The sequence below is a fragment of the Jatrophihabitans sp. genome (genome assembly GCA_036389035.1).
GTDB lineage: Bacteria > Actinomycetota > Actinomycetes > Mycobacteriales > Jatrophihabitantaceae > Jatrophihabitans_A.
Window position 1 is genome coordinate 81,605 of sequence record DASVQQ010000033.1, and the last position, 26,772, is coordinate 108,376.

At 68.9% G+C, this 26,772-nt stretch carries 30 protein-coding genes, 1 tRNA gene and 1 pseudogene; 19 read left to right on the forward strand and 13 right to left on the reverse strand.

The features are described 5' to 3' along the window. Positions 1–11 precede the first annotated feature (11 nt). On the reverse strand, positions 12–269 hold the full coding sequence (locus VF557_17460) for a hypothetical protein (GenBank protein ID HEX8082004.1): 258 nt from the start codon (positions 267–269) through the stop codon (positions 12–14). A gap of 166 nt (positions 270–435) precedes the next feature. Between VF557_17460 and VF557_17465 the strand changes: the two genes are divergently transcribed. Then, complete coding sequence (locus VF557_17465) at positions 436–1,425, forward strand: CoA ester lyase (protein ID HEX8082005.1); 990 nt, start codon at positions 436–438, stop codon at positions 1,423–1,425. A 27-nt stretch (positions 1,426–1,452) separates the two neighbouring features. Further along, positions 1,453–2,649 carry an acyl-CoA dehydrogenase family protein gene (locus tag VF557_17470; GenBank protein ID HEX8082006.1) on the forward strand — a complete coding sequence of 399 codons (1,197 nt, stop codon included), beginning with the start codon at positions 1,453–1,455 and terminating at the stop codon, positions 2,647–2,649. 114 nt (positions 2,650–2,763) lie between these two features. Here VF557_17470 and VF557_17475 read toward each other — a convergent pair whose 3' ends face one another. Both VF557_17475 and VF557_17480 read right to left on the reverse strand, forming a co-directional pair. Beyond that, positions 2,764–3,954, reverse strand: a complete 1,191-nt coding sequence (locus VF557_17475) for an MFS transporter (GenBank protein ID HEX8082007.1) — start codon at positions 3,952–3,954, stop codon at positions 2,764–2,766. A gap of 54 nt (positions 3,955–4,008) precedes the next feature. Further along, positions 4,009–4,671, reverse strand: a complete 663-nt coding sequence (locus VF557_17480; GenBank protein HEX8082008.1) for a maleylpyruvate isomerase family mycothiol-dependent enzyme — start codon at positions 4,669–4,671, stop codon at positions 4,009–4,011. 115 nt (positions 4,672–4,786) lie between these two features. On the opposite strand from VF557_17480, the pseudogene VF557_17485 reads away from it, so the two are divergent. Continuing rightward, positions 4,787–6,124: pseudogene (locus VF557_17485) on the forward strand (aspartate aminotransferase family protein). A gap of 10 nt (positions 6,125–6,134) precedes the next feature. Here VF557_17485 and VF557_17490 read toward each other — a convergent pair. Beyond that, a complete protein-coding gene (locus VF557_17490; GenBank protein HEX8082009.1) occupies positions 6,135–6,311 on the reverse strand; it encodes a hypothetical protein in 177 nt (58 codons plus the stop codon). A gap of 233 nt (positions 6,312–6,544) precedes the next feature. Between VF557_17490 and VF557_17495 the strand changes: the two genes are divergently transcribed. The 3 genes from VF557_17495 to VF557_17505 all read left to right on the forward strand — a co-directional run bounded on the left by VF557_17495 (position 6,545) and on the right by VF557_17505 (position 8,150). Then, a complete protein-coding gene (locus VF557_17495) occupies positions 6,545–7,015 on the forward strand; it encodes a hypothetical protein (GenBank protein HEX8082010.1) in 471 nt (156 codons plus the stop codon). Positions 7,016–7,164: 149 nt separating this feature from the next. Continuing rightward, entirely contained in the window at positions 7,165–7,572 is a 408-nt protein-coding gene (locus VF557_17500) for a hypothetical protein (protein ID HEX8082011.1), read from the forward strand. Then, positions 7,569–8,150: a hypothetical protein gene (locus VF557_17505; protein HEX8082012.1), complete on the forward strand. Its 582-nt coding sequence runs from the start codon at positions 7,569–7,571 to the stop codon at positions 8,148–8,150. The genes VF557_17500 and VF557_17505 overlap by 4 nt, the downstream gene beginning before the upstream one ends. A 38-nt stretch (positions 8,151–8,188) precedes the next feature. On the opposite strand, the gene VF557_17510 is transcribed toward VF557_17505, so the two are convergent. The 3 genes from VF557_17510 to VF557_17520 form a co-directional block, all read right to left on the reverse strand. Then, a complete protein-coding gene (locus VF557_17510; GenBank protein ID HEX8082013.1) occupies positions 8,189–8,908 on the reverse strand; it encodes a GAF and ANTAR domain-containing protein in 720 nt (239 codons plus the stop codon). 156 nt (positions 8,909–9,064) lie between these two features. After that, positions 9,065–9,589 (reverse strand): DoxX family protein, encoded by a 525-nt coding sequence (locus tag VF557_17515; protein HEX8082014.1) that lies wholly within the window; start codon positions 9,587–9,589, stop codon positions 9,065–9,067. Positions 9,590–9,647: 58 nt separating this feature from the next. Further along, positions 9,648–10,763 (reverse strand): FAD-dependent oxidoreductase, encoded by a 1,116-nt coding sequence (locus VF557_17520; protein ID HEX8082015.1) that lies wholly within the window; start codon positions 10,761–10,763, stop codon positions 9,648–9,650. Between the two features lie 134 nt (positions 10,764–10,897). Here VF557_17520 and VF557_17525 point away from each other — a divergent pair, with 134 nt between their 5' ends. The 4 genes from VF557_17525 (at position 10,898) to VF557_17540 (ending at position 12,820) form a co-directional block, all read left to right on the forward strand. After that, positions 10,898–11,335: a VOC family protein gene (locus VF557_17525; protein ID HEX8082016.1), complete on the forward strand. Its 438-nt coding sequence runs from the start codon at positions 10,898–10,900 to the stop codon at positions 11,333–11,335. A gap of 79 nt (positions 11,336–11,414) precedes the next feature. After that, a complete protein-coding gene (locus VF557_17530) occupies positions 11,415–11,858 on the forward strand; it encodes a VOC family protein (GenBank protein HEX8082017.1) in 444 nt (147 codons plus the stop codon). A gap of 78 nt (positions 11,859–11,936) precedes the next feature. Next, positions 11,937–12,479 carry a hypothetical protein gene (locus tag VF557_17535; protein ID HEX8082018.1) on the forward strand — a complete coding sequence of 181 codons (543 nt, stop codon included), beginning with the start codon at positions 11,937–11,939 and terminating at the stop codon, positions 12,477–12,479. Continuing rightward, positions 12,476–12,820, forward strand: coding sequence for a DUF3817 domain-containing protein (locus VF557_17540; GenBank protein ID HEX8082019.1), 345 nt, complete (start codon positions 12,476–12,478; stop codon positions 12,818–12,820). The genes VF557_17535 and VF557_17540 overlap by 4 nt, the downstream gene beginning before the upstream one ends. A 5-nt stretch (positions 12,821–12,825) precedes the next feature. Here VF557_17540 and VF557_17545 read toward each other — a convergent pair whose 3' ends face one another. Next, positions 12,826–13,377, reverse strand: coding sequence for a sigma-70 family RNA polymerase sigma factor (locus tag VF557_17545; protein ID HEX8082020.1), 552 nt, complete (start codon positions 13,375–13,377; stop codon positions 12,826–12,828). Positions 13,378–13,507: 130 nt separating this feature from the next. Here VF557_17545 and VF557_17550 point away from each other — a divergent pair, with 130 nt between their 5' ends. The 5 genes from VF557_17550 (at position 13,508) to VF557_17570 (ending at position 18,825) form a co-directional block, all read left to right on the forward strand. Then, positions 13,508–14,182, forward strand: a complete 675-nt coding sequence (locus VF557_17550) for a zf-HC2 domain-containing protein (GenBank protein HEX8082021.1) — start codon at positions 13,508–13,510, stop codon at positions 14,180–14,182. Further along, positions 14,179–16,038, forward strand: coding sequence for a copper resistance protein CopC (locus VF557_17555; protein HEX8082022.1), 1,860 nt, complete (start codon positions 14,179–14,181; stop codon positions 16,036–16,038). The genes VF557_17550 and VF557_17555 overlap by 4 nt, the downstream gene beginning before the upstream one ends. Before the next feature lie 152 nt (positions 16,039–16,190). Then, on the forward strand, positions 16,191–16,688 hold the full coding sequence (locus tag VF557_17560; protein HEX8082023.1) for a copper chaperone PCu(A)C: 498 nt from the start codon (positions 16,191–16,193) through the stop codon (positions 16,686–16,688). Next, positions 16,685–17,383 (forward strand): SCO family protein, encoded by a 699-nt coding sequence (locus VF557_17565; GenBank protein HEX8082024.1) that lies wholly within the window; start codon positions 16,685–16,687, stop codon positions 17,381–17,383. The genes VF557_17560 and VF557_17565 overlap by 4 nt, the downstream gene beginning before the upstream one ends. A gap of 11 nt (positions 17,384–17,394) precedes the next feature. Beyond that, positions 17,395–18,825 carry a thioredoxin domain-containing protein gene (locus VF557_17570; GenBank protein HEX8082025.1) on the forward strand — a complete coding sequence of 477 codons (1,431 nt, stop codon included), beginning with the start codon at positions 17,395–17,397 and terminating at the stop codon, positions 18,823–18,825. Between the two features lie 228 nt (positions 18,826–19,053). Here VF557_17570 and VF557_17575 read toward each other — a convergent pair whose 3' ends face one another. Further along, entirely contained in the window at positions 19,054–19,344 is a 291-nt protein-coding gene (locus tag VF557_17575) for an HU family DNA-binding protein (protein ID HEX8082026.1), read from the reverse strand. 219 nt (positions 19,345–19,563) lie between these two features. Here VF557_17575 and VF557_17580 point away from each other — a divergent pair. The 4 genes from VF557_17580 (at position 19,564) to VF557_17595 (ending at position 21,685) form a co-directional block, all read left to right on the forward strand. Continuing rightward, a tRNA-Ala gene (locus VF557_17580) sits at positions 19,564–19,639 on the forward strand. A gap of 372 nt (positions 19,640–20,011) precedes the next feature. Further along, positions 20,012–20,656, forward strand: a complete 645-nt coding sequence (locus VF557_17585) for a hypothetical protein (GenBank protein ID HEX8082027.1) — start codon at positions 20,012–20,014, stop codon at positions 20,654–20,656. A 271-nt stretch (positions 20,657–20,927) separates the two neighbouring features. Beyond that, positions 20,928–21,464 (forward strand): NUDIX hydrolase, encoded by a 537-nt coding sequence (locus VF557_17590; GenBank protein ID HEX8082028.1) that lies wholly within the window; start codon positions 20,928–20,930, stop codon positions 21,462–21,464. Further along, positions 21,461–21,685, forward strand: coding sequence for a hypothetical protein (locus tag VF557_17595; protein ID HEX8082029.1), 225 nt, complete (start codon positions 21,461–21,463; stop codon positions 21,683–21,685). Before VF557_17590 ends, VF557_17595 begins: the two co-directional genes overlap by 4 nt. A 42-nt stretch (positions 21,686–21,727) precedes the next feature. Here VF557_17595 and VF557_17600 read toward each other — a convergent pair whose 3' ends face one another. From VF557_17600 to VF557_17615, 4 genes are all read right to left on the reverse strand, one after another. Then, a complete protein-coding gene (locus tag VF557_17600; protein ID HEX8082030.1) occupies positions 21,728–22,246 on the reverse strand; it encodes a hypothetical protein in 519 nt (172 codons plus the stop codon). Positions 22,247–22,773: 527 nt separating this feature from the next. Further along, complete coding sequence (locus VF557_17605; GenBank protein ID HEX8082031.1) at positions 22,774–23,787, reverse strand: ricin-type beta-trefoil lectin domain protein; 1,014 nt, start codon at positions 23,785–23,787, stop codon at positions 22,774–22,776. A 447-nt stretch (positions 23,788–24,234) separates the two neighbouring features. Continuing rightward, positions 24,235–25,047 (reverse strand): hypothetical protein, encoded by an 813-nt coding sequence (locus tag VF557_17610; GenBank protein HEX8082032.1) that lies wholly within the window; start codon positions 25,045–25,047, stop codon positions 24,235–24,237. 579 nt (positions 25,048–25,626) lie between these two features. Continuing rightward, positions 25,627–26,628 (reverse strand): Fic family protein, encoded by a 1,002-nt coding sequence (locus tag VF557_17615; protein HEX8082033.1) that lies wholly within the window; start codon positions 26,626–26,628, stop codon positions 25,627–25,629. Positions 26,629–26,772 lie beyond the last annotated feature (144 nt).

Below are 26,772 nucleotides of genomic sequence, written 5' to 3' on the forward strand. Positions count from 1 at the left end.
GCCGGCTCCGGTTAGCAGTAAACGCGTACGCGTTCGACGTACGCGGTCTCCTGACCCCAAATGTCCTGCCCACAGGGGCCGTCCTGGTAATACCCCACCAAGTAGGTTTTGGTGGAGTCCGAGTAGTAATAGTTCACCACGTCGCATTGGTACTGGGCCGACGGACATGGAAACTTGGTCGCCGCCGCCGGGGCGGCCGGCGCCAGCAGCGCGCCGCTGCTGAGCACGGCTGCCGCAATGGCGATCCGGGAACGGGTACCTAATCTCATAACGCCTCCTTGGGGTGAGGTGAGCGTAGATTAATGATGAATCAGGCGGAAGGGGCTATCCGTGCAATTGGCTCCACAGATCATCGGCGCGAACTCCGTGCGCGAGGTGTGACCCCGCGAACATCGTCCTGCGGCCTGACGGGCTCCGGTGGCATTCTCAGCAGCTATGACGGCCTCCGATTCGCTGCCCACTGACCAGCCCGCGCCGCTGCGCCCGCGCCGGTCCTGCCTGGCGGTGCCCGGCTCGAACCCGCGCTTCCTCGACAAGGCCAAGGGGCTGCCGGCCGATCAGGTGTTCCTGGACCTCGAGGACGCCTGCGCGCCGCTGGCCAAGCCCGGCGCCCGCAAGAACATCGTGGCGGCGCTGAACGAGGGCGGCTGGGGCGAGAAGCTGCGGGTGGTGCGGGTCAATGACCTGACCACCCACTGGACCTACCGCGACGTGATCGAGGTGGTCGAGGGGGCCGGCGCCAACCTGGACGCGATCATGCTGCCCAAGGTGCAGAGCGCGGCGCAGGTGCAGTGGCTCGACGTGATGCTGACCCAGATCGAGAAGACCGTCGGCCTGCCGGTCGGCCGGATCGGCATCGAGGCCCAGCTCGAGAACGCCCGCGGCCTGCTCGCCGTCGACCAGATCGCCCAGGCCTCGCCGCGGATCCAGACGCTGATCTTCGGGCCGGCCGACTTCATGGCCTCGATCAACATGCGCTCGCTGGTGGTCGGCGAGCAGCCACCCGGCTATGACGTCGGCGATGCCTACCACCACATCCTGATGTCGATCCTGATGGCGGCCCGGGCCTATGACCTGCAGGCGATCGACGGCCCGTACCTGCAGATCCGCGACGTCGAGGGGTTCCGGCGGGTGGCCGGGCGCTCGGCCGCCCTCGGCTTCGACGGCAAGTGGGTGCTGCACCCGGGGCAGATCGAGGCCGCCAACGAGGTCTACGCGCCGTCGCAGGAGGATTACGACCACGCCGAGCTGATCCTGGACGCCTATGACTACTACACCTCCGAAGCGGGCGGTGCGAAGGGCTCGGCCATGATCGGGGACGAGATGATCGACGAGGCCTCGCGCAAGATGGCCCTGGTGATCGCCGCCAAGGGCCGCGCCGCCGGGCTGAGCCGGACCTCTGCCTTCACACCGCCGACCAGCTGACCAGCTGACCACAAGGAGTAACGCGCCATGGCCCGTCTCGCCCAGACAGCTGACCTCAGCGACCTGCAGAAAGAGATCCTGTCCACAGTCCGCGGCTTCGTCGACAAGGAGATCCTGCCGAACGTCAGCGAGCTCGAGCACGCCGATGAGTACCCGGAGCAGATCGTCGCGGGCATGGCCGAGATGGGCCTGTTCGGGTTGACCATCCCCGAGGAGTTCGGTGGCCTGGGCGAGTCGCTGCTGACCTACGCCCTGGTGGTCGAGCAGATCGCCCGTGGCTGGATGAGTGTCTCGGGCGTCATCAACACCCACTTCATCGTCGCCTACCTGCTGATGCAGCACGGCACCGACGAGCAGAAGCAGCGGCTGCTGCCCAAGATGGCCACCGGCGAGGTGCGCGGCGCGTTCTCGATGTCCGAGCCGGACGTCGGCTCCGACGTCGCCGCCATCAAGACCCGGGCCACCGCCGATGGGGATGGCTTCCGGTTGAACGGGCAGAAGATGTGGCTGACCAACGGCGCCCGGTCGGCGGTGGTGGCCACCCTGGTCAAGGACGAGCTGGGCGCGGACTCGGTCTATCGCAACATGACCACCTTCCTCATCGAGAAGGAGCCGGGCTTCGGTGAGACCCGGCCCGGGCTGCGGATCCCCGGCAAGCTGGAGAAGATGGGCTACAAGGGCGTCGAGACCACCGAGATGATCCTGGACGACGTCGCGGTGGCCGCCGAGGACATCCTGGGCGGGCCGGACAAGCGCGGCCAGGGCTTCTACCAGATGATGGACGGCATCGAGGTGGGCCGGGTCAACGTCGCCGCCCGGGGCTGCGGCATCTCGATCCGGGCCTTCGAGCTGGCCATCGACTACGCCCAGCAGCGCAAGGCCTTCGGCAAGAAGATCGCCGAGCACCAGGCGATCGCCTTCAAGCTGGCCGAGATGGCGACCAAGGTCGAGGCGGCCCACCTGCTGATGGTCAACGCGGCCCGGTTGAAGGACGCCGGCCAGCGCAACGACGTCGAGGCCGGCATGGCCAAGCTGCTGGCCAGCGAGTACTGCGCCGAGGTGACCCAGGAGTCGTTCCGGATCCATGGCGGCTACGGCTACTCCAAGGAGTACGAGATCGAGCGGCTGATGCGGGAGGCGCCGTTCCTGCTGATCGGCGAGGGGACCTCGGAGATCCAGAAGACCATCATCAGCCGCGGCCTGCTCAAGGAGTACCGGGCCTGAGCCGTCGCCGCTCAGGCACCTCGGGGCGTTGCGCGGCCCGAAACCGCGGTTCGGCGGCCCGACAGCGCGGTTTCAGGCCGCGCAATGACCTCAGGGCAATGACCTCGGGGCAGCTCACCTGACGTCGGCGGCAGCCGGGGTTGAGAGGCGGGCGGTCATCCGGACCGCGATCACGCCCAGCACCCCGGCCAGCGCGGCGAAAGTCGGCAGCACCCACAACGCGGTGTGCACCGAGGTGGCGTGGGCCAGCGGGCCGAGCGAGGCCGGTCCGAGCAAGAAGCCCAGGTAGCTGAAGCTGGACACCAGCGCCAGCTTGGGCCCGGCCGCCCCCGGGCCGTCGGCCGCGGTGGAGAAGATCACCGGGACCATCACCGACAGGCCCAGTCCCAGGCAGGCGAAACCGATCGACGAGCCGATCAGGGTGTTGTTGAGCAGGCCCAGGCTCATCCCCAGCGTCCCGATGCCGGCCAGCACGCTGAGGCTTCTGGACCGGCCCAGCGCCAGGACCAGCCGGTCCCCGGTCAGCCGGCCGACCGTCATCATCACCGTGAAGGCGCCGAAGGCGATGCCGGCCTGGCCCGGCGAGACCTGCAGGTCATCGCGCAGGTAGACCGGTGACCAGTCCGCGGCGCTGCCCTCGGCCAGCAGGGCGCAGACCCCGGCCATGCCCAGCAGCACCAGCCGGAACTCGAAGACCCGCTTGCCGGCCTGATAGTCCCGCGGCGGGTGATCGGCGATGAACTGGCGCACGCACCAGCCGGTGACCAGCGCCAGCAGCACCGCCAGCCCGGCCTGCTGGGCGGCCAGCGACACCCCGAACCCGGCGCCGAGACTGCCCAGCACCGTGCCCAGCACCGTGCCGATGCTCCAGTAGGCGTGGAAGCTGGACATGATCGGGCGCCGGTAGCTGGTCTCGATCTGGACGGCCTGGGAGTTCATCGCCACGTCCAGCCCGCCGGTGACGACCCCCCAGAGCACCAGCGCTCCGAACAGCTCTGGAAGGTTGCGGGCCAGCCCGGGACCGCTGATCGCCAGGTAGGTGGCGAAGGCCAGCACCGCGGTGACCATGCCGCTGCCGTAGCGGGTGGTGGCCCGCCCGATCACCGGCATCGAGATCACCGAGCCGATGGCCGGGCCGAGCAGGGCCAGACCCAGCGAGGCGTCGCTCAGGCCGAGCTGGTGCTTGACCTCGGGGATGTGCGGCACCCAGGCGGCGAACAGCAGGCCGTTGAAGGCGAAGATCAGCGAGGTGGCTATCCGCGCCCGGCTCAGCCGGCCTGGTAGCTGCTCAGTGGCCTGGATCAAGGTGTTCCGTGGTTCCGATCAGGGTGTTCGGTTCGCCGGGATCAGGGCGAGGGGTCAGGCCGGTTCGAGCAGATCGGTGTCACGGGGGCCGAACACCGGCAGGACCCGGGCGAAGGCCGCGGCGTCGCCGGCCGCCACCCAGCTGCGCATCTGCCGGTTGCTGCGCCTGCCGAAGGCGCCGCGCCAGAACTCGAACATCGACGTCCGCACCACCAGCACCGGCTCGCCCTCGCCGAAATTGCGAGGCTGGCCGTCCAGTTCGACGGTGGTGGGGCCGAACGCGGCGAACTTCATTCCCAGCGCGGGTTCGACCAGCGGAAAGGCGGCCGCGAGCGCGTCCGCGGGCAGCCCGGGCGCGCCGATCGCGCCGCGGATGTCGGCCTCGTGGGTCAGCGCGTCATGCACGACCGGCAGCCAGACGCGGTGGTCGGCCGGAACGTGCTCCAGCTTGGGCGTGCAGGCCCACCGCTCGGCCAACAGGTCAGTCACCGCGGCGTCCCGGCGGTTTTCGATGTGCTCAGCCGTCCAGGGATCGGTCCCCACCCCGGCGAAGGAGTCGGTGCCGAACGAGGCGGCCGCGCCGGCCAGATGGGCGAGCACGTCGTGCACCGACCAGTCCGGGCAGGCCGGAGTCGGCTTGTCCAGGGCCGCGGAGTCCAGCGGGGTGACCAGGTCCTGCACCCGGCGCTGGGACTCCACATACAGCTGGTAGTACATCCTGCCTCCTTGACGCCACCGCGGGCGCACTCTCTACCATCACCAACGTGGAGGGCAGGTCCGCCGGAGCGGGCCCACCGCCGCCACAACCTATAAGGCGCGTGCCGCCAGACAGGAATTCGACATGACCGCCGAGACAACTTTCGAACTCGACCGACAGTACGTTTTCCACTCCTGGTCAGCACAGGCGGCCTTGAAACCCCTCGTCATCACCTCGGCGGCCGGCAGCTATGTCACCGACGGCGACGGCAACCAGTTGCTGGACCTGAGCTCGCAACTGGTGAACACCAACATCGGCCACCAGCATCCCAAGGTGGTCGCCGCGATCAAGGAGCAGGCCGACCTGCTGTGCACGATCGCCCCGCAGCACGCCAACGCCGCTCGCGGCGAGGCAGCCAAGATGATCATCGAGCGGGCCCCGGCGAACATGGCCAAGGTGTTCTTCACCAACGCCGGCGCCGAGGCGGTGGAGTACGCCGTGCGGATGGCCCGGCTGCACACCGGGCGCCACAAGGTGCTCTCGACCTACCGCAGCTACCACGGCGGCACCCAGACCGCGGTGAACCTGACCGGTGACCCGCGCCGCTGGCCCAACGACCTCGGCGCGGCCGGCGCGGTGCACTTCTTCGGCCCGTTCCTGTACCGCTCCCCGTTCCACGCCAGCACCGAGGCCGAGGAGTGCGAGCGCGCGCTGGCGCACCTGGAGCAAGTGATCAGCTTCGAGGGGCCGGCCACGATCGCCGCGATCATCCTGGAGACCGTCCCCGGCACCGCGGGCATCATGCCGCCGCCGCCGGGATACCTCGCGGGCGTGCGCGAGCTGTGCGACCGGTTCGGCATCGTCTACATCGCCGATGAGGTGATGTGCGGCTTCGGCCGGACCGGCCGCTGGTTCGCCGTCGACAACTACGACGTGACACCAGATCTGATCGCCTTCGCCAAGGGGGTGAACTCCGGCTACGTCCCGCTCGGCGGCGTGATCATCTCCGAGCAGATCTGCCGGACGTTCGACGAGCGGGTCTTTCCCGGTGGGCTGACCTACTCGGGGCACCCGCTGGCCTGCGCGGCCGCGGTGGCCAGCATGACCGCGATGACCGAGGAGGGCATCGTCGAGAACGCGGCCAGGATCGGCGAGCAGGTCCTCGGCCCCGGGCTGCGGGAGCTGGCCGAGCGGCATCCGATGATCGGCGAGGTGCGCGGGCTGGGGGTGTTCTGGGCGCTGGACCTGGTCAAGGACCGGGCCACCCGCGAGCCGCTGGCCCCGTACGGCGGCAGCTCGCCGGCGATGACGGAGCTGGTCGGCGCCCTTCGGGCCAACGGCGTGCTGCCCTTCACCAACTACCACCGGCTGCACGTGGTGCCGCCCTGCACCATCACCGACGACGAGATGCGCCAGGGCCTGGCCGCGCTGGACAAGGCGCTGACCGCGGTCGGTCACCACTACGAGGGCTGAGTGGCTGGGGTCAGCGGGGTCGCTGCCGCGGGCGCGCGCACAGCATCCGCCGTGCTGGGCCCGGCCGCGGCCTACCGGGCCTGACCAGCGGAAACGCCGCGATGAACAGCCAGCTCAGCAGCCGGTCAGCGGCCAGTTCCTGCTCCACCTGGAGCAGCTTGGAGTTCTCTTCTTCCGACAGCGCCATGAGGTTCTCCGGCGAAGGGCGAAGCCCGAACGCCCCAGGCGCTCGGGTCGATCTGGTCGCGGCTTCTCAGCGATTGGCTCGGCGGACGTGAGATCGCTTCTTGGCCCTCATCGCCGGAACAGGTCTCTACCCATACTCCCAAATCTGGGAGGAAGCAAATCAGAAAGGCGCCGGCCGGCTCGGTCCCGGAGCACTCGTTGCTGGCGGCGCGGCCGGTGGTTAGCGTCGATCGCATGAAGCTGTCCACCGGCCTGCTGCTCGGCGCCGCCGCCGGAGCCGCCGGAACCACCGCACTGAACACCGTCACCTACCTCGACATGGCGGTCCGCGGCCGTCCGACCAGCAGCACCCCGCAGGAGAGTGTCGAGCGGCTGTCCACCCGGCTGAAGCTGCCCGTCCCGGGGGACGGCGAGGCACGGGAGAACCGGGTGGCCGGCCTCGGCCCGTTGCTCGGAGTGGCGGCCGGGGTGGGAGTGGGCGCGATGCTCGGACTGGTTCGGGCGGCGGGCTGGCGGCCGGGCCCGGGAGCGGCTGTCGCGGCCGCCACGACCGGTGCGCTGATCGCGGGCAACGCTCCGATGACGCTGCTCGGAGTCACCGACCCGCGGTCCTGGTCGGCGGCCGACTGGGCTGCCGACGCCGCGCCGCACCTGGCCTACGGGGTGGTGACCGCCGCGGTGCTGAACCGGCTTATCAGGGCGTGATCGCCGGTAACGGACGGCACGGAGCGAGATATGCCCGTCGAAGTTAGTTCCACCTATGGCGCACCGGTCCCCGCGCGAGGACGATGAGCGAGCCGCCACTTTCCGGCAGGGGAAGGCAGGCGAGGACCGCTGTTGATGGGGGAACCGCAATGGATATCGCGAACTTGCCGGAACTACGCGAAGCTCGACGGATCTTCGAGGAGAAGTGGAGGGCGAAGTATCCGAGTACCCAACCACCAGCGCTGTCACCAGCACACCCGGACGATCCGCTGTGGCGTGAGGCGGACCAGATGATGGATGTCGCGCTTGCGCAGGCCTATCAAAACCTGGCGTCCAACCCGGATTACAAAACCGCCGTGTCCGCGCCGACCTGGACGGCGCTCCCGGGTTACATCGGGTGCCCGAAGAACCACACCTTCGCGATGTCCGATCTCTACTGTCCCCGGTGCGGCGCAGGCCCGGTCCCGCAGCATGTCCGCCTGCAGGCCGAGGAAGCCGCCAGGCGGTTGGGGGAGCGTGCCGGTGTGGCGCTCATGCGAATCGGAGGCATTTCGTGAGCACGCAGGACACACCACCGGACGCCCTGGTCGACGTCGAACCGGTCGACTCGCCGCAGCAGCCACCTCCAACCCACGCCGCGTTCGCCGAGGCTGTCGAGGTCGACCTCGACACCACCGAGGATTCAGTCCGCTCCCTGACGGCCTCGATCGATCCACGGGTGATGGAGGCACTGCGTTACGCCGGCGCCGAGCTTCGGGCCGGCGTCTGCGAGCAGGGCGACGACGGTGGTGTGCCGCATCAGCGATATGTCCGCTGGTTCGGCAACTACCCGGCCAGCCCGTGGTGCGCGTACTTCGTGTCGTGGTGCTGGGACAACGCCACCGACCGCAACCGGCGCACCCCGTGGGACACCCCCGGCTATGTGCCGTCCGTCCGCTCGTGGGCGTCGCGGCACGGCAAGCTCGTGAGCCGGCCACAGACCGGCGATGTTTTCGGCGTCGAGGGCGAGCACATGGGATGGGTGTGGTCAGCAGGCGGCGGTAACATCGTCACCATCGAAGGCAACACCTCGAGCGGCTGTGTGCGCAGTAATCGACGCTCCACATCCGGACTCTGGTTCGCGCGGATCGCGTAACGCGCGACAAGCGGTGTGGCACACCCTGCGCTTCCGAGTCACTGGAGGCGGGGGAGCTCCAGAGTGCCGGTGTCGGCGACGTCGGCGGCGATGTCGGACAGCTTGCGGTGGCTGTGCTGGCTGGTGATGCGCAGCAGGTCGAAGGCCTGTTGACGGCTGATCTTGTGCTGAGTCATCAGCACGCCCATCGCCACCCCGATCTCGCGGTTGCTGGCAAGCGCGCGCGTCAGGTGGGCGGCGGTCTCGCCGCGTTGCATGGCCGACACCGCCAGGGCGCCGTGGGTGGCCAGCAGCAGCCCGACCGTCCGGTCGTGCTCGTCGAAGGCGTTCGGCTTGCCGGAGTAGAAGTTCAGGCCGGCGATCAGGTCGTCGTCCTCCAGGAACATCCGGAAGGACAGCATGCTCATCACGCCGCACTCGTGAGCGGCGCGCGGGCCGAATCCGGGCCAGCGTTCCTCGTTGGCGAGGTCGCCGGTGACGAAGGTGGTGTTCTCGAGGATGGCATCGACGCACGGCCCGTAGCCGAGTTCGTACTGGATCGAGTCGACGTTCAGCGGCACCTCGCTGGTGGCGGCGACGGTCTTGAACTTGTCGGGCCGGCCGCGGGTGATCGCGGCATGCTCGGCTCCTTGCACCACCTGCACGCCATTGCTGGTGATCGCCTGCAGCACGTCATCGGCGGGGCCGGGCTCTACCAGGTGGGGTTCCAGGCTGGTGAACACCTCGGCCAACTGCTGCAGGGTCGGTTCGTTAGCCATCGGATCGTGCGGATTCGGCGCTGGTTCTGATCACTAGTGTCCTCAATAAAACGTCGTCAGCTGAATTAGCCGGTTCGCCAGCGCCCGCCGGGCTGGCGAAGAAGACACTTTCTGCCTCTGTCGGGCGACTCTACGCTTGTCGCCCGCCAGGACGGCTCAGACCGGCAGCTTGTCCCGCAGTGTGTGGGTCGCCGACTGCAGCGCGAGTTCGGTGTCGCGACGCAGGCCGGTCGCGGCGTGGCTGAGCACCCGTGGGGTGCGCCGGGCCCACCAGGTCAGCGAGGGCCGGCCTTCGGTGTCGACGGCGGCCAGCAGCAGGCCACCGAGCAGGCCGGCGCTCTTCATCAACTGGTGACGCTGCTGGGTCCGCCGGATCGGGTCCTGCTCCTCCCAGAACGGGTGGTCGGCGATCGTGGTCGGCACCAGGCTGGCTGCCAGCACGGTGGCCGACAGCCGCGGGAACTTGCCGAAGGCGAGCATCGAACCGGCGACCACCTTGGCAGCGGCGTCGATCTTGACCACCTGCTCGGTGTTGGACAGCTGCGGGAACCGGCTGATCAGCGGGGTCACCACCGGTTCAGCGGCGGCAACCCGCTGGGCCGGCTTGCGGAGGGTGCTGACGCCACCGGTGATGAAAGCGGCGGCGAGCAGAGGACGGGCGATCGCGCGAACCAGAAGCATGCACCCCATCATGCATGCTTGCCGACGTTGCCGTCACCCCGGCCCTGGCACCCGGCGATCACCGCTGCAGCCGGGCCGCCAGCGCGTTGCCGAGCCGCAGCCCGGACAGGAACGCCGCCTCCACCCGCGGCCGCGGCGACCAGCTGTCACCGCAGGCGCCGACCCTGCTCGGCCACAGCTGAAAGGCAGCCGTTCGCCCGGCTGCGGGCTTGGCGTGCGGCCACTGGTCCAGGCGCGTCCAGGACGGGGCCGCGCTGATGCCGAGCACCTGGCTCAGCGCCCGCACCAGCTGCTCGACGGCCTCGGCGGGCTGGTCGTCTTGCGCGGGCTGGTCGTCTTGCGCGGGCCGGTCGTCTTGCGCGGGCTGGTCGGGCCGGCCCAGCTGCCTCGCCGTCCAGGACGTGGTGGAGTGGGCGACCAGCACCGGCGCCCCGTCGCCACGCCGGCTGCCGTCGTCGGCGATCCAGGACAGCCGCTCGTCGCCGTTGACGAAGACGCCGTCCAGCGGGTCCCAGTCGCGCTCCGGCCAGCCCGCGCTGAGCGCCAGCACCGGCTCGAACCCCGCGTACAGCCCGGCCCGCTCGGCGGCCAGGTCCGGATGCAGGATGGCCCTGGCCTGCGGGTCGGGCATCGCCAGCACCACCGCGGCCGCCGGCCGGCCGTCCACCGCGAGCCGACCGCCCGCCGCCAGCCGTCCGCTCCCCGCCAGCCGTCCGCTCCCCGCCAGCCGACCGCCCGCCGCCAGCCGGCCGTCCGCCGCCAGCTCAGGGCCGGCGGGTGCGACCTGCCCGACCTCGCACTGCTCGATCCGCAGGTCCGCGCCGCCGGCCAGGTCCCTCACCAACGCCTGCAGGCCGGCGGGCGCCGCCCAGCGCGGCGGGCCGCTGCTCCTGCCTTGAAACGTCCCGTCGGCATAGACCTCGAAGGTGTCGGTCCACGGCCGCGCCAGGCCCCGCCGCTGCCAGTCCCGCACTACCTCTCCGAAGCGGTCATCGGACACCGTGAAGTACGAGGCGCCGGTGTCGACCGGACGTCCGGCGAGTTCAGCGCTGGCCATCCGGCCGCCGGGCTGCCCGTCCCGCTCCAGCACCAGCACTGCCACGCCGGCATCGGCAAGCGCCCGGGCGCACGAGATGCCCGCGATTCCAGCACCCACCACGATTACCGGGTCCATCCCGCCAGCCTGCCAGCCACCCGGCCGGTGACGCACGTCGGTGGCCGGTGACGCACGCCGGCGACCGGTGACGCCCGCCCGGGCGCTGTGCGAGGCCGTCGCGCAGGTTCAGTAGGCGGTGGCATGATCGCCAGATGCCGATCACCACCGCCTACTCCCACGTCCGCCTGACCGTGACCGACATCAAGCGGTCCCGCGCCTTCTACGAGTCGGTGTTCGGGATGCCGATCGCCCTGGAGGTGCCCGAAGACGCCGACGAGGCGACTCGCGAGCAGCTGAGCTTTCTGTACGGCGGCGTGATCTACCGGGTCGGCGCCGCCCTGTTCGGCCTGCGCCCGGCGGCGCCGGCGGGGGACCGGTTCGACGAGAACCGGGTGGGCCTGGACCACCTCGCCTTCCTGGTCGACGGGCTCAGCGACCTGGAGGACATCCAGCGGTCACTGGACGGGCTCGGGATCACCCACGCCGGGATCAAGGACATCGGGCTCGCCCACATCCTGGAATTCCGCGACCCGGACAACATCGCCCTGGAGATGTACGCCTGGAAGCCGGGACGCCCGCCGTTCAACTAGGCCCGTTCGACCAGCCCGCCGTTCCCTCTCGCGCACGGCCGGAGTGGCGTCGGTGGCCGGTGGTGATCAGCATCTACCCATGCCGATCCCCACCACCTCCTATGCCCACGTCCGCCTGACCGTGACCGACATGAAGCGGTCCCGGGCCTTCTACGACGAGGTGTTCGGGCTGCCGGTGGCCTTCGAGGTTCCCGAGGACGCCGACGAGGCGACCCGCGAGCAGCTGGCCTTCGTGTTCGACGGGGTCATCTACGCCATCGGGGACAGCCACTTCGGGGTGCGTCCGGGCGCGCCGCCAGGGGATCGTTTCGATGAGAACCGGGTGGGCCTGGATCACGTCAGCTTCGCGGTCGGCAGCCTCGCCGACCTGGAGAACACCGTCCGGGTGCTGGAGGGCCTCGGAGTCAGCCATGCCGGGATCAAGGACTTCGGCCCGGTCCACCTGCTGGGTTTCCGGGACCCGGACAACATCGCGCTGGAGCTGTCCGCGCCGAGGGCGGCCGACGCGCCACCGTCGAGCTGAGGCGAACCGGGCCGGCGGGCCGCTGGGACAAGGCGGTCCGACTCTGATTCCCACTGGCCCAGGACGTACCGTGGTGGCGTGTCCGGACGCCCTGGCAAGCTGACGCTGCTGCAGCCGAAGTGGCTGCTGCTGCACCTTGTCACGCTCGCGGTGTGCGGTGGGATGATCTGGCTCGGGTACTGGCAGTGGCGCGCTGCCGTCCGGCGCAACGACGACCTGCGCAATTACGCCTACGCCCTGCAGTGGTGGGCCTTCGTCGGCTTCACGGTGCTGATGTGGTTCCGGATCGTCCACGATCACCTGCGGCCGGACCGGCACGCCAACAGATCGCAGGATGTCAGTGCTCAGGACGTCAGTGCCCACGGCGGCGGTGCTCGGGAGGCCGACGCTGGGAAGGTCAGTGCCCAGAACGGCGGTGCTCGGGACGCCGGTGCTCCGGACGGCGTCACCCCTGATGGCCGGGCGCGGCAGGCGGGGGCTCAGCAGCAGGCAGCGAACCGGTACCGCGGCTACACCCCGCCGCCACCGCCTGACCCGGAACTCGAGACCGATCCGGAGCGGCGCAGACTCAACGCCTACCTGGCGCGCCTGAGCGCCGCTGACCGAGAGGCTGCCGAGTGACGGGCACCAGCACCACCACGACCGCCGGCCAGCGCGGGCTGTCCGGGGCGTTCCTGCGCTACCGGATCCTCGCCTTCATCACCGGCGTGCTGCTCATCCTGCTGGTCTTCGTGGCCCTGCCGATGAAGTACCTCGGTGACAACGAGGGGCCGACCTCGCTGATCGGCACCGCGCACGGCTTCCTGTTCATGGTGTACCTGGTGACCGCCCTGGACCTGGGCATCCGGCTGCGCTGGGCCTGGCTCAAGCTGGGCCTGGTGATGCTGGCCGGCACCGTGCCGTTCGCCTCGTTCGTCGCCGAGCGCCGCGCCAACCAGGAGGTACGCGCGCGCCTGGGCTGAGCCGCTCAGCCGGCGCCGCGGGCGTTCCGGCTGCCGCCCTCACCCAGGCCGGCCACCAGCGCGTCGCGCGCCCGGGCCACCCGGGATCGGATGGTGCCGATCGGGCAGCCGGCCACCTCGGCGGCCTCGGCGTAGCCCAGCCCGAGCACCTGGGTCAGCACGAACGCCTCCCGGAACGGCGGGTCCAGGCTGTCCAGCAGCATCCGCAGGCTCACCGTGTCGGCAGGGTCGGCGCCGCGGCCGGGCGGCTCCAGCTCGGCGACCGGGGTGCACGGCCGGCGGGTGCGGATGGCGTCGGCGCAGACCCGCCGGGCGATCGAGAGCAGCCAGGTGCGTGCCGAGGACCGGCCGGCGAACCGGTGCAGCGAGCCGAACGCCCGGGCGAAGGTCTCCTGGGTGAGGTCCTCGGCGTCGCGGGGGCTGCCCAGATGCGCGCAGAGCCGCCAGACATCGCCCTGACAGGCCCGTACGAACGCGGTGGCAGCCTCGGCGTCGCCGGCGCGGGCCTGCAACGCCGACAGCGTGACAGCGTCGTAGTCCTGCTCTGGCGGCGGCACCGGTCCTCCTCTGCGTGCTCGACTGGTATGCGGTGACCCCTGGCGTCCGCGCCAGGTGCTGGCACCCTAGCGTCGTGACCCAGGCCACAGGCAGGGAACTGAACAACCATTGAACCCGACTGAAGTGGGCATGAGCTGTGCGCCCTATCGTGAGGCCGCCTCGGCCCGGCTGGACGGCGAAGCTGCGGGCATGGCGAGCGTAGTGCTGGACGAGCACCTGACGCGCTGCCCGGATTGCTCGGCCTGGCTGGACACCGCCACCCGGGCCGGCCGGCTGCTGCGGGTGTCCGGAGCCACCCCGCCGGATCTGAGCGGGCCGATCCTGCGCGAGGCCGCGTTGCCGGCCGCCCGGCTGCTGCGTCGCCGGCGCTCGCTGCAGCTCGGCCTGGCGCTGCTGGCGGGCGTGCAGTGGCTGCTGTCGGCGCCGGCGGTGCTGGGCCGGGACATCGGAATGGCCGCGATGCACGTGGGTGGGGCGCACCAGGCGCACGAGAGCGCGGCGTGGAACGTCGCGGTGGGCGCCGCGATGCTGGCAGTGGCGCTGCGGCCGGCCCGGGCGGCGGGCACCGCGCCGATCCTGCTGGTCTTCGTGTCGGTGCTGGCGGTGCTGAGCGTGCCGGATCTGCTGGCCGGGGCGGTCACCGGCGCCCGGCTCGGCAGTCATGCCGGCGTGGTGCTCGGGCTGCTGCTGGTGGCCGCGCTGGCCCGCGCCGAACGGGTGCCAGGGCCTGGCCGCCCGGCCGCCCGCGGTGATGGCCATGGCCTGTCCCGCTCGCTGCCGTGGCGGCACCGGGGGGCGGCGTGAGGCGCTGGCTGCCGGTCCTGCTGACCCTGCTGGCCGGCGCCGTCCTGAGCGTGCTGCTGGCCGCTCCCGCGTCGGCGCACACCGTGCTGCTGGGCTCGGACCCGGCCAACGGCAGCCGGCTGACCCAGTCGCCGGAGTCGGTGACCCTGCGGTTCAACGAGCAGGTGGGCCTGCGGCTGGGCTACCTGCGGGTGACCGACTCGTCCGGCCAGCGGGTCGACAGCGGCCCGGCCAGCCATCCCGGCGGGGTGGGCAGCTCGGTCTCGGTGCCGCTGCGCTCGGGCCTGGGCGACGGCAGCTACCTGGCCAGTTACCGGGTGATCTCGGCCGACTCGCATCCGATCGCGGGCACCATCCGGTACGTGGTGGGCGACGGCCCGCTGGACGTGGGCGGTGACCAGTCCTCCGGCTCGGGCACGGCGCCGGTGGATCCGGCGGTTCGGGCCGGCCTGGCGCTCAGCCACTGGATCAGCTTCGCCGGGGTCGGGCTGGTCGGCGGCAGCTGGCTGGTCTTCGCGCTGTGGCCGGCCGGCCTTGGTCGCCGCTCGGTCCGCCGGCTGGTGTGGGTCGGCTGGAGCCTGGCCGGCCTGGGCGCGGCCACCGAGTTCCTGCTGGAGGGGCCTTACGCCGCCGGGTCGAGCCTGTCGAGCCTTACCCAGACCGCCCTGCTGGACGCCACCCTGCACAGCACCTTCGGTCAATTCCTGTCGCTGAGACTGCTGCTGCTGGGCATCCTGGGGATGGTGCTGACGGCGCTGCTCGGTGCGGGCGCGCGGAGCGGTGCGCGGGCCGGCGAGGGCGCGCGGGCCGACGGCGAGGCGCAGGATGCGCCCAGCTGGGGGCCCGGGGCCGTGGCCGGTATCGGGTTCGGCATCGTGATCACGTTCGCGGCGACCGGACACGCCCAGTCGGCCAACCCGCACGAGCTGTGGGTGCTGGTGGACGCTGTGCACCTGAGCTCCATGATCATCTGGTTGGGCGGCCTGACGATGTTGCTGGTGGCCGCGTTCGGCCGGGGCAGTGCCGAGCATGCTGACCGCGACGCCGACCGGGCGCAGCTGTCCGCGGGGCTGCCGGTCTTCTCCAGGGTCGCGATGGTGTGCATCGCCACCCTCGCGGTGACCGGCACCCTTCAGGCCTGGCGCGAGATCGGGGACCTCGACGCGATCACCGGCACCCGGTACGGCCAGCTGGTGGTGCTGAAGGTGGTGCTGTTCGCGGGGGTGCTGGGGCTCGGCTACCTTGCCCGGCGGGCAGTCCAGCGAAGCGCTGCCAAGCCGGCGCCGTCGGAGATGGCGCTGGCCCTGGCCTCCGGTGGGGTACCGCCGGGACCGTCCAGCGCGGTGCCGCCAGGGCCGTCCAGCACGACGCCGGCAGGGCCGTCCAGCATGGTGCCGGCGCCCCGGTCGAGGTCAGGGTTGCCGGCCGGGCTGAGCCGGACGCTGTTGAGCGAGGTGGCGATCGGCGCCCTGGTGCTGGCCGCGACCGCGGTGCTGGTCTCGCAGCCGCCGGGCAAGGTGGCGTTGGCGGCCGAGCGCAGCCAGCCCCGGCAGGCCACGGTCCAGCTGAACGCGCAGACCCAGGCGCTGGTCAGCGTGGAGCCGGGCGTGCAGGGCAACGTCCGGATCACAGTGCGGCTCAGCGGCGGGCCGCCGCCGACCGGCGTCACCGCCACCGCCAGCCTGCCAGCCAAGCAGCTGGGACCGATCCCGGTGCCGTTGCAGGCGGCCGGGGCCGGCAGCTACACCTCCACCGGCGTGCTGCTGCCCGCCGCCGGCGTCTGGGAACTGCGCCTGACCGTCCGGACCTCGGAGTTCGACTCGACGGTGGCCGTCGCCAAGATCGAGCTGTCCTGATGGCGCGGCCGGCTTCCGGGGACGACCGGCTTCCCCGCGGCGAGACCGGGTTCCCGCGGCGCGACCGGTTTCCCGGCAGCGCGACTGGCTCCCGCGGCCGGACCGGGTTCCCGCGGCGCGACCACCGGCGCGGTTGAGGGATTATGGATGTCGTGAAGCGCTTTCCGTTGCCGCTGATTGCCGCGGTGCTGCTGGCCGTGGCCGGTCTGGCGGGCCTGGTCCGAGGCGCTGAGCCCGCGGCGCCCGCCGCCAGCACCGCCACTACCGCCATGGAGCCGCAGCGGCCGATCGTGGTCAGCGGCGCCTATGTCCGTGAGCCTGCCAACGGCATCAACGCGGCGGCGTACTTCACGATCTCCAACACCACCGACAAGCCAGAGGTGCTGACGGCGGTCACGTCCGGAGCCGGCGCGCAGACCACCCTGCACACCGCTTCGATGCGGCCCAGCGCCGGGTTGAGCATTCCGGCGCGCGGGGCCGTCACCCTCTCACCGGGCAAGGGGCACGTCATGATCGAGAAGCTCTACGGGCCGCTCAAGCCCGGCCAGAGCGTCAACTTCCAGCTGAGTTTCTCCCGGTCCGGGCAGGTGCTGCTGACCGCACCGGTGATCGCGGTCACCGCGCCGGTTCCGACCGAGGAGCCTGAATGAGCCGGTCACGCGCCCAGTCACGGGGCGCCCGGTTGCGTGGCGCCGGGGCGGTCCTGACCACCGTCCTGCTCGCGGTGCTGCTAGTGGCCGGCTGCGGGTCGGACGGCCCGAGCGGGCCGGACGGTTCGAGCGGCACCGCCAAGCCGGCGCCCAGCGAGCTCAACGGCAACACCGACCCGACCTACCGGGGGGTGGTGCTGACGCCGCCGCGGCCGCGGCCGCAGTTCACCCTCACCGACACCGCGGGCCGGGAGTTCAAGTTCGGCGCCGAGACGGCCGGCAAGCCGACCCTGCTGTTCTTCGGCTTCACGCACTGCCCGGACGTCTGCCCGACCACCCTGGCCGACATCGCCAACGGGCTGCGCCAGGTGCCGGCGGCTGTCCGGGCAGCGACCCAGATCGTGTTCGTGACGACCGACGTCAAGCGCGACACCGCACCGGTGATCAAGAGCTACCTGGACAAGTTCGACGCCGGGTTGCCGAACGAGTTCATCGGCCTGCGGGGGACCCAGTCCGGGATCGACGCCGCCCAGGTGGCTGCCCGGGTGACACTCGCCGAGGACGAGGGTCGGACGCATTCTGCGCAAGTGCTGCTCTATGGTACGGACGACTACGCGCGAGTGGCGTTCTTGCAGAGCACCAACGGGGCCGCGCAGATCGCCCACGACCTGCCATTGGTGGCTGAGGCCAAGTAAGGGGTTACGACGTGAGGTTCCCAGCGCTGTCCACCCGGCGAGATCGACTCAGCGTGGCCGGCCTGGTGATCCGGGTGCTGCTCGCGGCGCTCTGGATGTGGGGCGCGCTGGCCAAGATCGGTGACCCGCGACGCTTCGTTCAGGTGGTGCGGTCCTATGACGCCACCCCGGAGTGGTTGAGCAGGACGATCGGCTACGCCCTGCCGGCGCTGGCGCTGGTGCTGGCCCTGCTGCTGCTGATCGGGCTGGTCACCCGGTACGCCGCGATCGTCAGCGCGGTGCTGCTGGCGCTGTTCCTGCTCCTCACCCTGCAGGCGGCCGCCCGCGGCCTGGACGTCTGGTGCGACTGCTTCGGCGGCGAAGGCGGGCCCTCCACCTCGACGTCCTACACCCTGGACATCCTGCGTGCCCTCGGGATGCTGGCGCTGTCGGCGTTCCTGATCCGCTGGCCGCTGACCAGGGGGTCCATCGACAAGGCGATCATCGACTCCGAGCGGGTCCCCGAGCTCAGCCTCAAGCAGCGCCGGAGCGAGAAGAACATCCGCAGGTACCGGGCCGCGGTGACCGCCGCCGAGGCCGAGCTGCGGTACAAGCAGCGCTACACCGCCGCCGGCACCCTGGCGGTGCTGCTGCTGATCACCATCATCGGGGCCGGGGTGCAGGGCAGCCGGGCCACGGTCAGCTCCGAGGCAGACACCACCAACGCCAGCAGTTCGACCGGGGTGCGGGTCGGCAACCAGCAGGCGCCGGTGCTGGTCGACGTGTACGAGGACTTCGGCTGCCCGGACTGCAACACCGTCCAGCAGAGCGGGCTGGCCAAGGATCTGGCCGACAAGGTCAAGGCCACCACGATCAAGGTCAACTACCACATGGTGTCGTTCCTGGACTCGGAGTTCAACGGCAACGACTACTCCTCGCGGGCGGCCAACGCCGGCTACTGCGCCGCCGACCAGAGCCCCGAGGCGTTCGCGAAGTTCCACGACATCCTGTTCGGCAAGAACACCGCCGGGCAGAACAACCAGCCGGCTGCTGGCAGCGCTGGCAAGCCGGACTCGCAGCTGATCGCCTGGGGCAAGGAGGCCGGCATCACCAGCGCCGACTTCTCCACCTGTGTGACGTCCAACCAGCACAAGGAGCTAGTGGCCGGGGTGACCGACGCCGCGTCCAAGCGGGGCGTCAGCAGCATCCCGACGGTGTTCGTCGACGGCCGGCGGCTCAACGACAACGGCGACACGTCGGTGACGGTCGCCGAGGTCGACTCCGCGATCAAGTCGGCACTGGCCAAGGCCAAGTCCACCGCGGCGCCGTCGCCGACCGCGACGCCCAGTCCTACCTCGCGGGCGCCGAGCAGCCCGGCCACCAGCCCTCGCCCGACGGTGTCGCCCAGCAGGACGGGGGTTCCGGTTCCCACCGGGTCGGCCAGCCCGACGTCGAGCAACTAGCTGCTTCGTGGGCTGCCCGGCCCTGGCTTGCTCGGCTCTGGCTTGAGCAGCAGCTCTGGCTTGAGCAGCAGCGAGGGCCGGTACCTGTGGGTACCGGCCCTCGCTGCTGTTGAGCTATTCGGTTGAGCTGTCTGGCTTGAGCTGGCTGGCTTGAGCTGCCTGGCTGGCCCACCTGGGCGCTGTTGAGCCGTTCGGCGCGGGGCCTGGTGGCTGGTGGGCCGGACCGGCTTACTTGTTGGCGGCGTCCTTCAGGGCGCTGCCGGCGGTGAACTTGACCGTGTTGGCGGCGGCGATCTGAATGGTCTCGCCGGTGGCGGGGTTGCGTCCTTCGCGGGCGGCGCGCTTGCCGACGGAGACGGCGAAGAAGCCGGGGACGCTGACCTTGTCGCCCTTGGCGACGGCGCCTTCCAGGGTGGACTGCAGGCTGCGAAGCACTGCGTCGACGGTCTTCTGCTCCAGATCGGCGTGCTCGGCGACCGCGGTCACCAGTTCCTTGCGGTTCACGAATGTCTCCCTTATGAGTGTCCTCGCCGCGCGGTGGACGATGCTTTGGCGGCGCGAGGCCGGTGCGGCTCGTCCCAAGTATGGCCGAGAGGGCTGCAAGTCAAGAAATCCGGGGGTTCTCGGCGTGGCGAACGGCTCGTTTCAAGATCGCTTCGGAGGGCTGGCCGCGGGCGGTCCCCGGCGCTGTGTAAACTCACTTTCCGGCTCGCCGCACCAGGGTGGGCCGCTTGGTTAGGGGCTGTGGCGCAGCTGGTAGCGCACCACACTGGCAGTGTGGGGGTCAGGGGTTCGAGTCCCCTCAGCTCCACCAAAACAGAGGACGTTCGACTCCGGCATGTGAGATGACGCGGAAGGTTCCGCGTCCTTGATCATCTCGACGACACCTCGTCGTCCCCTGACATGAGTGCCGGTTCGGCGGGCTCTGTGACCTGCGCGGCCTGGATGGCTTCGATGATCTCAGTCCGGGTGGTGGCTCGGGTCTCGACAGCCTGATGATGTTCTTCGCTACTCGATGTCTCGCAAGCCGATCTGAGAGCTAGACGAGGTCGTTTGGCGCCGTGCTGGCTCAACCCTGACACCGCGCCTGCAGCGGAAATGACGCTGGCCACCCCTGATGGTTAGATACCAGAAGCCGACTAACCCTTTAGCCTCGTTGGCGAAACCGCATCTAGGGGGTTGAAGGATGAGTCAGCTTGTCGCGTACTACGACGAGAACCCGGTTGAGCCCAAGAGCCAGGTGGAAATCCACCAGTTGCCGATTGCGTCGGCTGCCGGGTCGCGTTCGGTCGAAGGCGCGATTCGGACTTCGCTCGTCTACGTTCGGGTGCCCAGCGAGGCCGGACCGTTCCTGGTTCCGTTTGGGGAGTACGACGATTGGTCGCTCCGTGATCGCTACAACGAGGCCATCCGGATCATGAACACCCTTGGCGCCTCGGCAATCACCTGTGAGACCTATGGTGAGGTCGCTGCTCGTCGCGGAATCCGCGCAAAGGTTCTCCGTCGTGGCGGCGAGCTGACTCAAGAGCGCATCGAAAATAGCGGATTCGACTTCCGACACAGTGGTGCGGGCAGCGCACCTCGCGACCCAAGGCCGCTACGTTGGCCTGACGAACCGGGATTCTCCGCAGCCGTGAGCAGCGTTCTTGAGAACGGGGCCACAGAGGTGGTCATCAACATAAGGAGCCATCGCACCCACGCGATCGATGGCGCCCTCGGAGTTAAACTCAAGAAGGGCGGTTTCGACCTCGGCGGGCTGACGCAACGTTCTCAAGCTACGAGTTTGCACATCCGCGCCAGCTTCCCGCAGGGCCGAAAAGGCTGGAAGTAGCGATCCGCAGGTCTGATCTGGCTCGCAAGCCTTCGGCAAGATATGTGGGCTGTAACCGGGACCGCCGATCCCTTTATAACCCGCTCGGATCTGCCTGGGATGACAGAATTCCGCACACGGCGCTGGACTCGGTCACCCGCCGGATCGTTCTCGAGCTGGCCCGCCTCACCACGGCGTGGTTGTCGCGGGATGCACGATCAGTTGAGCGCCAACTACGCCGCGCTGTGCGACGGCGCCCACGCCCTTGCCCGCGAGTACCTGGGAGGACTTGATGTTTGAGATCACCCAGCACGAGATCGTTCACCGCAACCCATGGTTCGGCGTGGTGTCAGCAGTGGTGGGGGCGGCTGGCGACGAGCATCCCTACTTCTGGGTCGAGAAGCCGGACTCGTCGCTGGTGATCGCGCGTGAGCGGGCAAGCGGCGCTTGGGTGATGCTGCGGTGTCAGCGGCCGACCTTTCCTGGCGAGTGGACGCTGGAGTTTCCGCAAGGCGGCCTGGACACCGGCGAACGCGCTGAGGACGCCGCCGAGCGCGAGCTGGTCGAGGAGACGGGTCACCGGGTGCTGTCGCTGCGGCGGTTGGGCGTACTTCAGGAGGCCGCGGGCTTCGCCACCTCCCGCGTGCACGTGTTCTCAGCCGACGTCGCCCGCGACGCGGCGCCGCGTCCGGAGCCTCTGGAGGCCCAGAACGAGGTGGTGGAGTTGCCGGATGCCGAGGTCCGCTCCGCACTGCTCGCCGGGCGTATCGTCGACGCCTCCTCGGTGGCGGCTCTGGCCTTGATCTACCTCACGGAAGGCCAGGCATGAGAAGCGATGTCAGCGAGGTGCGCTTTGAGGTCGATCAGTTCGGCAACGTCGTCGCCTTCGCCCACTGCGGGCGCGCGGAAGTGTCGTGCTGCCCTTTCTGCGGCCGGTGTCAGGACATCGAGACCGGCGCCGGCGCTGGCACCGCCATCATCACGTTTGACGAGGGATCCCGTTACCGGGCGGAAAGGCTTACGGATGGTGTACCGCAGGCCATCGGCTGACTGAGCCGTCGTGACGGCCCAGCGCTTACCCGATCTGAACAGCTAGGCAATCGGCGCCACGGTGATCTGCTGGGCGAGCTCGTCGCCGGCTTGTTCAATGCAGCGGCAAGCTGCCTGTTTCGCCTCGACGGGTCCTGACGCGGTGAAGTATCCGTCCCACATGACCATGTACTCACCTGGATCGCAGTTGCGGTCGAGGAGGCTCCATTCCCGCGTGTCAATGCCTTCCACGGTGATCCCTGCTCCGGTCGAGTCGATAACCCCGTAGTAGCTATCCCATGGCCCCGGAGGCTGTGTGAGCCAGTCCAATCCGAGGCGGCGAGCTTCGGCCCCGTTAGGGGCGTACAGGTACACCTGCCACACCACGTGGAACTCACCCTCCCTGGGCAGGCGCTGGCTGATCGGCAACTCCCCGATCGGGGACACTTTCCGTCTGACGTCCTTAGCGGCCTGCGCCGCTCCAGCGCTGCGCCACTGTTCGAAACCTGCAGACCTCGGTGTCTCCTGAGCCGCTTTTCCCGCGCCTTCATTGTGGCGATTTCGCTTCGAGAAGAGACCCACTGCCGCTCCTATCTAAGATCCCACCGTATTCACCGTAGCCCTATATGCGGGGAATAGTGCCAGGCCTGTATTGGTGCACCCGGCTGATCTGTGAAATGGGGTCATGCTGGTGTCGTGGAGCGGCTCAGACGTTGCATCTAGTCACCCTCGGTTGACCCATTTGTTTGAGCTGGCGCGGGGCGTCTGTGACTGACTCTTCAAGACGGCTTTCAAGGGTTGTGCGGCGGTAGCGAGCGTGCCGCCGCGTTATCTGGTGTGGCGCCGTCGAAGGGTGGGATGTTCGGTTGGTTACCCCTTAGGTCGATGCAGCTGAGGTAGCAAAGGTGGTCCGGGTTCCGAGCTCGGGTCGTGGTTGTTCGGGAGGGTGGCGATGTCGGTCGAGGATTGTCGGTCGCTAAAGCGATCGAGGGTGTTGCGTGCGGCCAGCAACCTCGATCGCACCCTGCGGCTATGTGATGCAACGCGTCCTACTAACGGTCACAGCTTCACCGGCCCGCTGTATTCACCTGTGCAGTTGGCTTACCGTTCTACAGTGGCTGAGGCAATGGAATACCTACCCAGCGTTGCGCGGTTCCGCCGTTGCAGGTCCAGAGCTGGAGTTTCGTGGTGTTGGCTGTGCCGCCGCCGGTGGCGTCGAGACAGTAGCCGCTGATGGTTATGGTGCCGTTGCTGTTGACCGACCAGTTCTGGGCGCCGCCGCCGTTGCACTCCCAGGTCTGTACCGCTGTTCCGGCTTGGAAGTCCGCCCCCCTGACGTCTAGGCACATGTTGGCGTAGACGCGCAACGTGCGTTCCACGTACAGCCATTGCTGGGCCGGGCTGCCGTTGCAGTCCCATAACTGCACCTGCGTCCCGGACTGCGTGCTCGCCCCGTGCACATCGACACACCGCCCAGAGATCGGGTTCTGGATCGCGCTGCCGCCGTTAGCCGTAGCACCGCCGATATCCTTGAAGTGGATGAAATTGTCCGGGCTATAGCTTGAAGTCCTGCTGATCCGCTGACGATCAGTGCCGCCGCCGAAGCTATCGCTGGTGGTCTCGATGTACGTGTCGGTCACGACCTCGACGTACGCCACGTGCCCAGCGCTCCCGCCGTTCCACTGAGCGATCGCGCCGACTGCGGGCGTCTGATCTACTTGCGTGCCGCGGGCCCACGCCTTGTCGTCCCAGCCGTTCGCGTTGTCCGTCCAACCCGGGTACGGGACTCCATTCTGCTGAAGCCGGTAGGCCGCGTACGTCGTGCAGTTGTGCCGTGTGCCGTTGGGACCGGAACTGCCATACGACCAATACTGACCGGTTGTCCAGCCGTTCCCGCCGATCTGCCCTGAAGTGCCGTTGTAGCCGCCGCCAGCACAACTGAAGCCGGAGGAGTCGTAGCAGAGCGTGAACACTCCACCGCTGCTCATGTTCCCGCCGGGAATTGAATGGACGCTGCCCGATGGATTGGCCATAGCAGATGTCGGAACAACAACCGTAAAGAAGCAGGCGACGAGCAGTAGAGCGACGCTAATCCACGCGCACCTGGGCAGAATCGCTTTCATGTCCCCTCCGCAACGACAGATCTCTCCAATCGATTGATACAAAGCAGATCATAAAATATCCGACATTTCTAGACCTTACTAAGCATGATCGAGGCTCGGATTGGAGTGCTGCGAGCGGTCCCAGACCTGCGGTGACGGTGATTACGAGCGGATCGGCCGCAGCGCGGAATCCAGACGTTGAGCCCGCAGGCCGTGGAGTGGCTCAGATTGATCGTCTGCTCACTGTTCGCTGAGCTCGCTCCAAGCGTGCAAATGTGTCTGAGACGTTCTGGCGTTATGTCGCCCGCACCGGCCGGGAGCTGGACGGACGGCTAACCTGATGACGCGCTAGCTGACGAGGTCCGCGGCGGCATGCCGCTGTGGGTGCGACCGGTAGAACCTCCCGGCAGGGGCGGCAAGGCGCTGCCCCTGCCGAGGCCCGTGAGCCGCCGGCCTGGTGCTGCTTGGCTACTTCTTCGCGCTCTTGAGGGTCACCGTCTGCGTGGTGAAGCCCTGGCTGCAGTAGACGGCTCCGCAGGCGAAGCTGAAGTTGACAGTGGCGACCTTGCCGCCAGCGAAGCGGCCGTTGTCGCCCAGGACGTCGATCGCCCAGCGATAGGTGCCGTCACAGGGCAACTCCGTGATCCCGAAGCCGGTGATGGCGACTCGCCCCACCTTTTGGCGCAGGCTGGTCTCCAAGATGACGAAGTCACCGCCGGTGCAGGTCACGTTCCCGCTGATGGTGGCGACACCGGTGTGCGAGTTGAAGCTCCCGACGGGGTCGACGGTCACTGACAGGTCCGGCGGCGGGGGCGCGTTGTCGACCGAGATCTGCAAGGTGCCGCCGTTGCCCGACCCCGGGGTGTGGTCGAACGCCATGATGTACACGGTCTCGCCGGCGGTGACGGTCTCGGCCACCGCGCCGGGGCCGCAGGTGTCTATCAAGAGGCTGCCGGGCGTTCCGGTGGCGACGATGACGCCGGCCGAGTAGCTGGACTGGCTGACGTCGATGACCACGGCTCCGTCGGCTGGCGCGGTGTAGGAGTACCAGACGCTGGCCTCGGTTGCCGGTGCACCGCAGTCGGCGTTGAGGCTGGCATCGTCGGCGTCGGTAGTGGCTTGGGCGGTGTCGAGGGTCGCCGTGAAGGGCAGCGCCGAGATCGGCGTTGCCCCGGCAATGGTGTCGTTGGTCGGGACGGCGGCCCAGGCTGTCGACCCCGAGTACAGCAGTCCGGCCGCCGTGACGACGGCAACCGCAGCGATCGATACTGGTGTGCGCATGTGATCTCCCCCTATTGGCGGCGGCAGAACCCGACGCCGAAACTCGCGCCGGTATCGGACCGGCCACCATAAGATCCCTTGCCCTGCACATAGGCAGATCATCGTGATCGCTCTGTGCGTGTCATACCTTCGTCGAACACACTGACGCCCGAGGCGTGAATCGTTGCAGCCCGACGCGGTCGGCCAAGCTGCCCGATGACGAGTCCCGTGCGCACTACAGAGGAGGCGCGACACGGCTCGTAAGTACGCGCAGCTGGATTCCCTCGGCGGGCGGCGGACCACCGCCGCGGCGTGAAGTACGGCGAGCGGCCGAGCCCGCCGCAATGTGCCGGTCGCGCGTTGACCTTGCTCGTCGTGCGGATACCCAAGCCGGGAGGGCGTCGACGACCTGCTCGAACTGCAGCAGCACCGCAGCGGCAGCGACTGATGAACAACTTCGAGCTCGGACGCTATTCGATGACGGCCAGCGGCGCGAGTTAACCGCGGCGACTAGTCGGATCTGCAGCATTCCCAGCCCGCGTCACCCGTCGGGCCCGCGCCTCACACGCCCTGGAATGCCGACGGAAGGTGTGAGGTGCGCTAGTCGCGCTTGAACTTCAGGTCGCGATACTCGTCGACCCAGTTCTTGGAGCTTAGCCAGGCGCCGTTCGGGGATTTCTGGGCTTTGAGCCGTCCCCGGTTTGCCGCATTCCGTAGCGCGATCACGGAGAACCCGGTCTGCTTGTTAGCCAGACTGGCCAACGGGACGAGTCTGGCCGGGCCGGCGACGGCAGGTACGACGAACTTGTAGAGGTTGTCGGTCACTGCCCGCGCGATGAGTTCACCCAGAGGGCCGTAGTCGTCGTCGTCCGCTTTCCGCATTGCTGCGAGGTAGCGCGATCGCTCATTTTTGAAGACGATCGCGGGCGGGTAGCCCATTCGGACGAGGATGAGGTTCAGCAGCAGCCGCCCGGCGCGGCCGTTTCCGTCGAGGAAGGGGTGGATGCGCTCGAAGGCGTTGTGGACCTGAGCGAGCCGTTCGGGCAGTGGCGTGCCGCTGGGGCTGAGCAGTTGGTTGACGTCGTGGACCCAGTCGGTGATCAGCGGGTCTATCTCGGTGAATGGCGGTGGTGTCATCCCGTCCGGGAACGGTGCGATCTCGTGGCGGCGCCAGTTGCCGGGAGACTCTTCTCCGGTCGCGTGCGGGTGCGGTGCGACGTCCCATACCGGGGTCATCGCTTGAAAGTGCACGGAGCGGACTTCCTGCAATGTCAGCAGGCCATCAGCTGACCACCCACCCGGCTCGAGCGCCTGTCCATAGACCCACTTGGCGGCGGCCGCATAGCCGAGGACCTCCATGTATTCCTTGAGTTCCTTGTCGCCGACAGCCCGGCCTTCGTCGAGAAGTTTCTGCACTTCCGAGAGGATGAGCGTGTTTCCCTCCAGGGCGGTCGAGTGGTGGGCCTCTTGATGCCAGAGATCGGGCCAGATGCCATCGGCTTCAGCGGGCGATGGCAGCCCGCCGAGGCGGTCGTTGAGGTCAGTGATCGCCTCGTCGAGTCGTCGGTAGATCGCTGAGCGCGACGGACGACCATCTGCCACGACGACCGTCCTCCCGAAGTTGCTTCGCGTGCTCAGAACTAACTGTAGCAAAGCAAAATCGGGCAAGGGACGAATCTCGCTCCGTATTCCTCAAACTAACTAGAGCAGAGCAGAATCGCTTGAAGGCTTCGCGGGCAGCCTGGC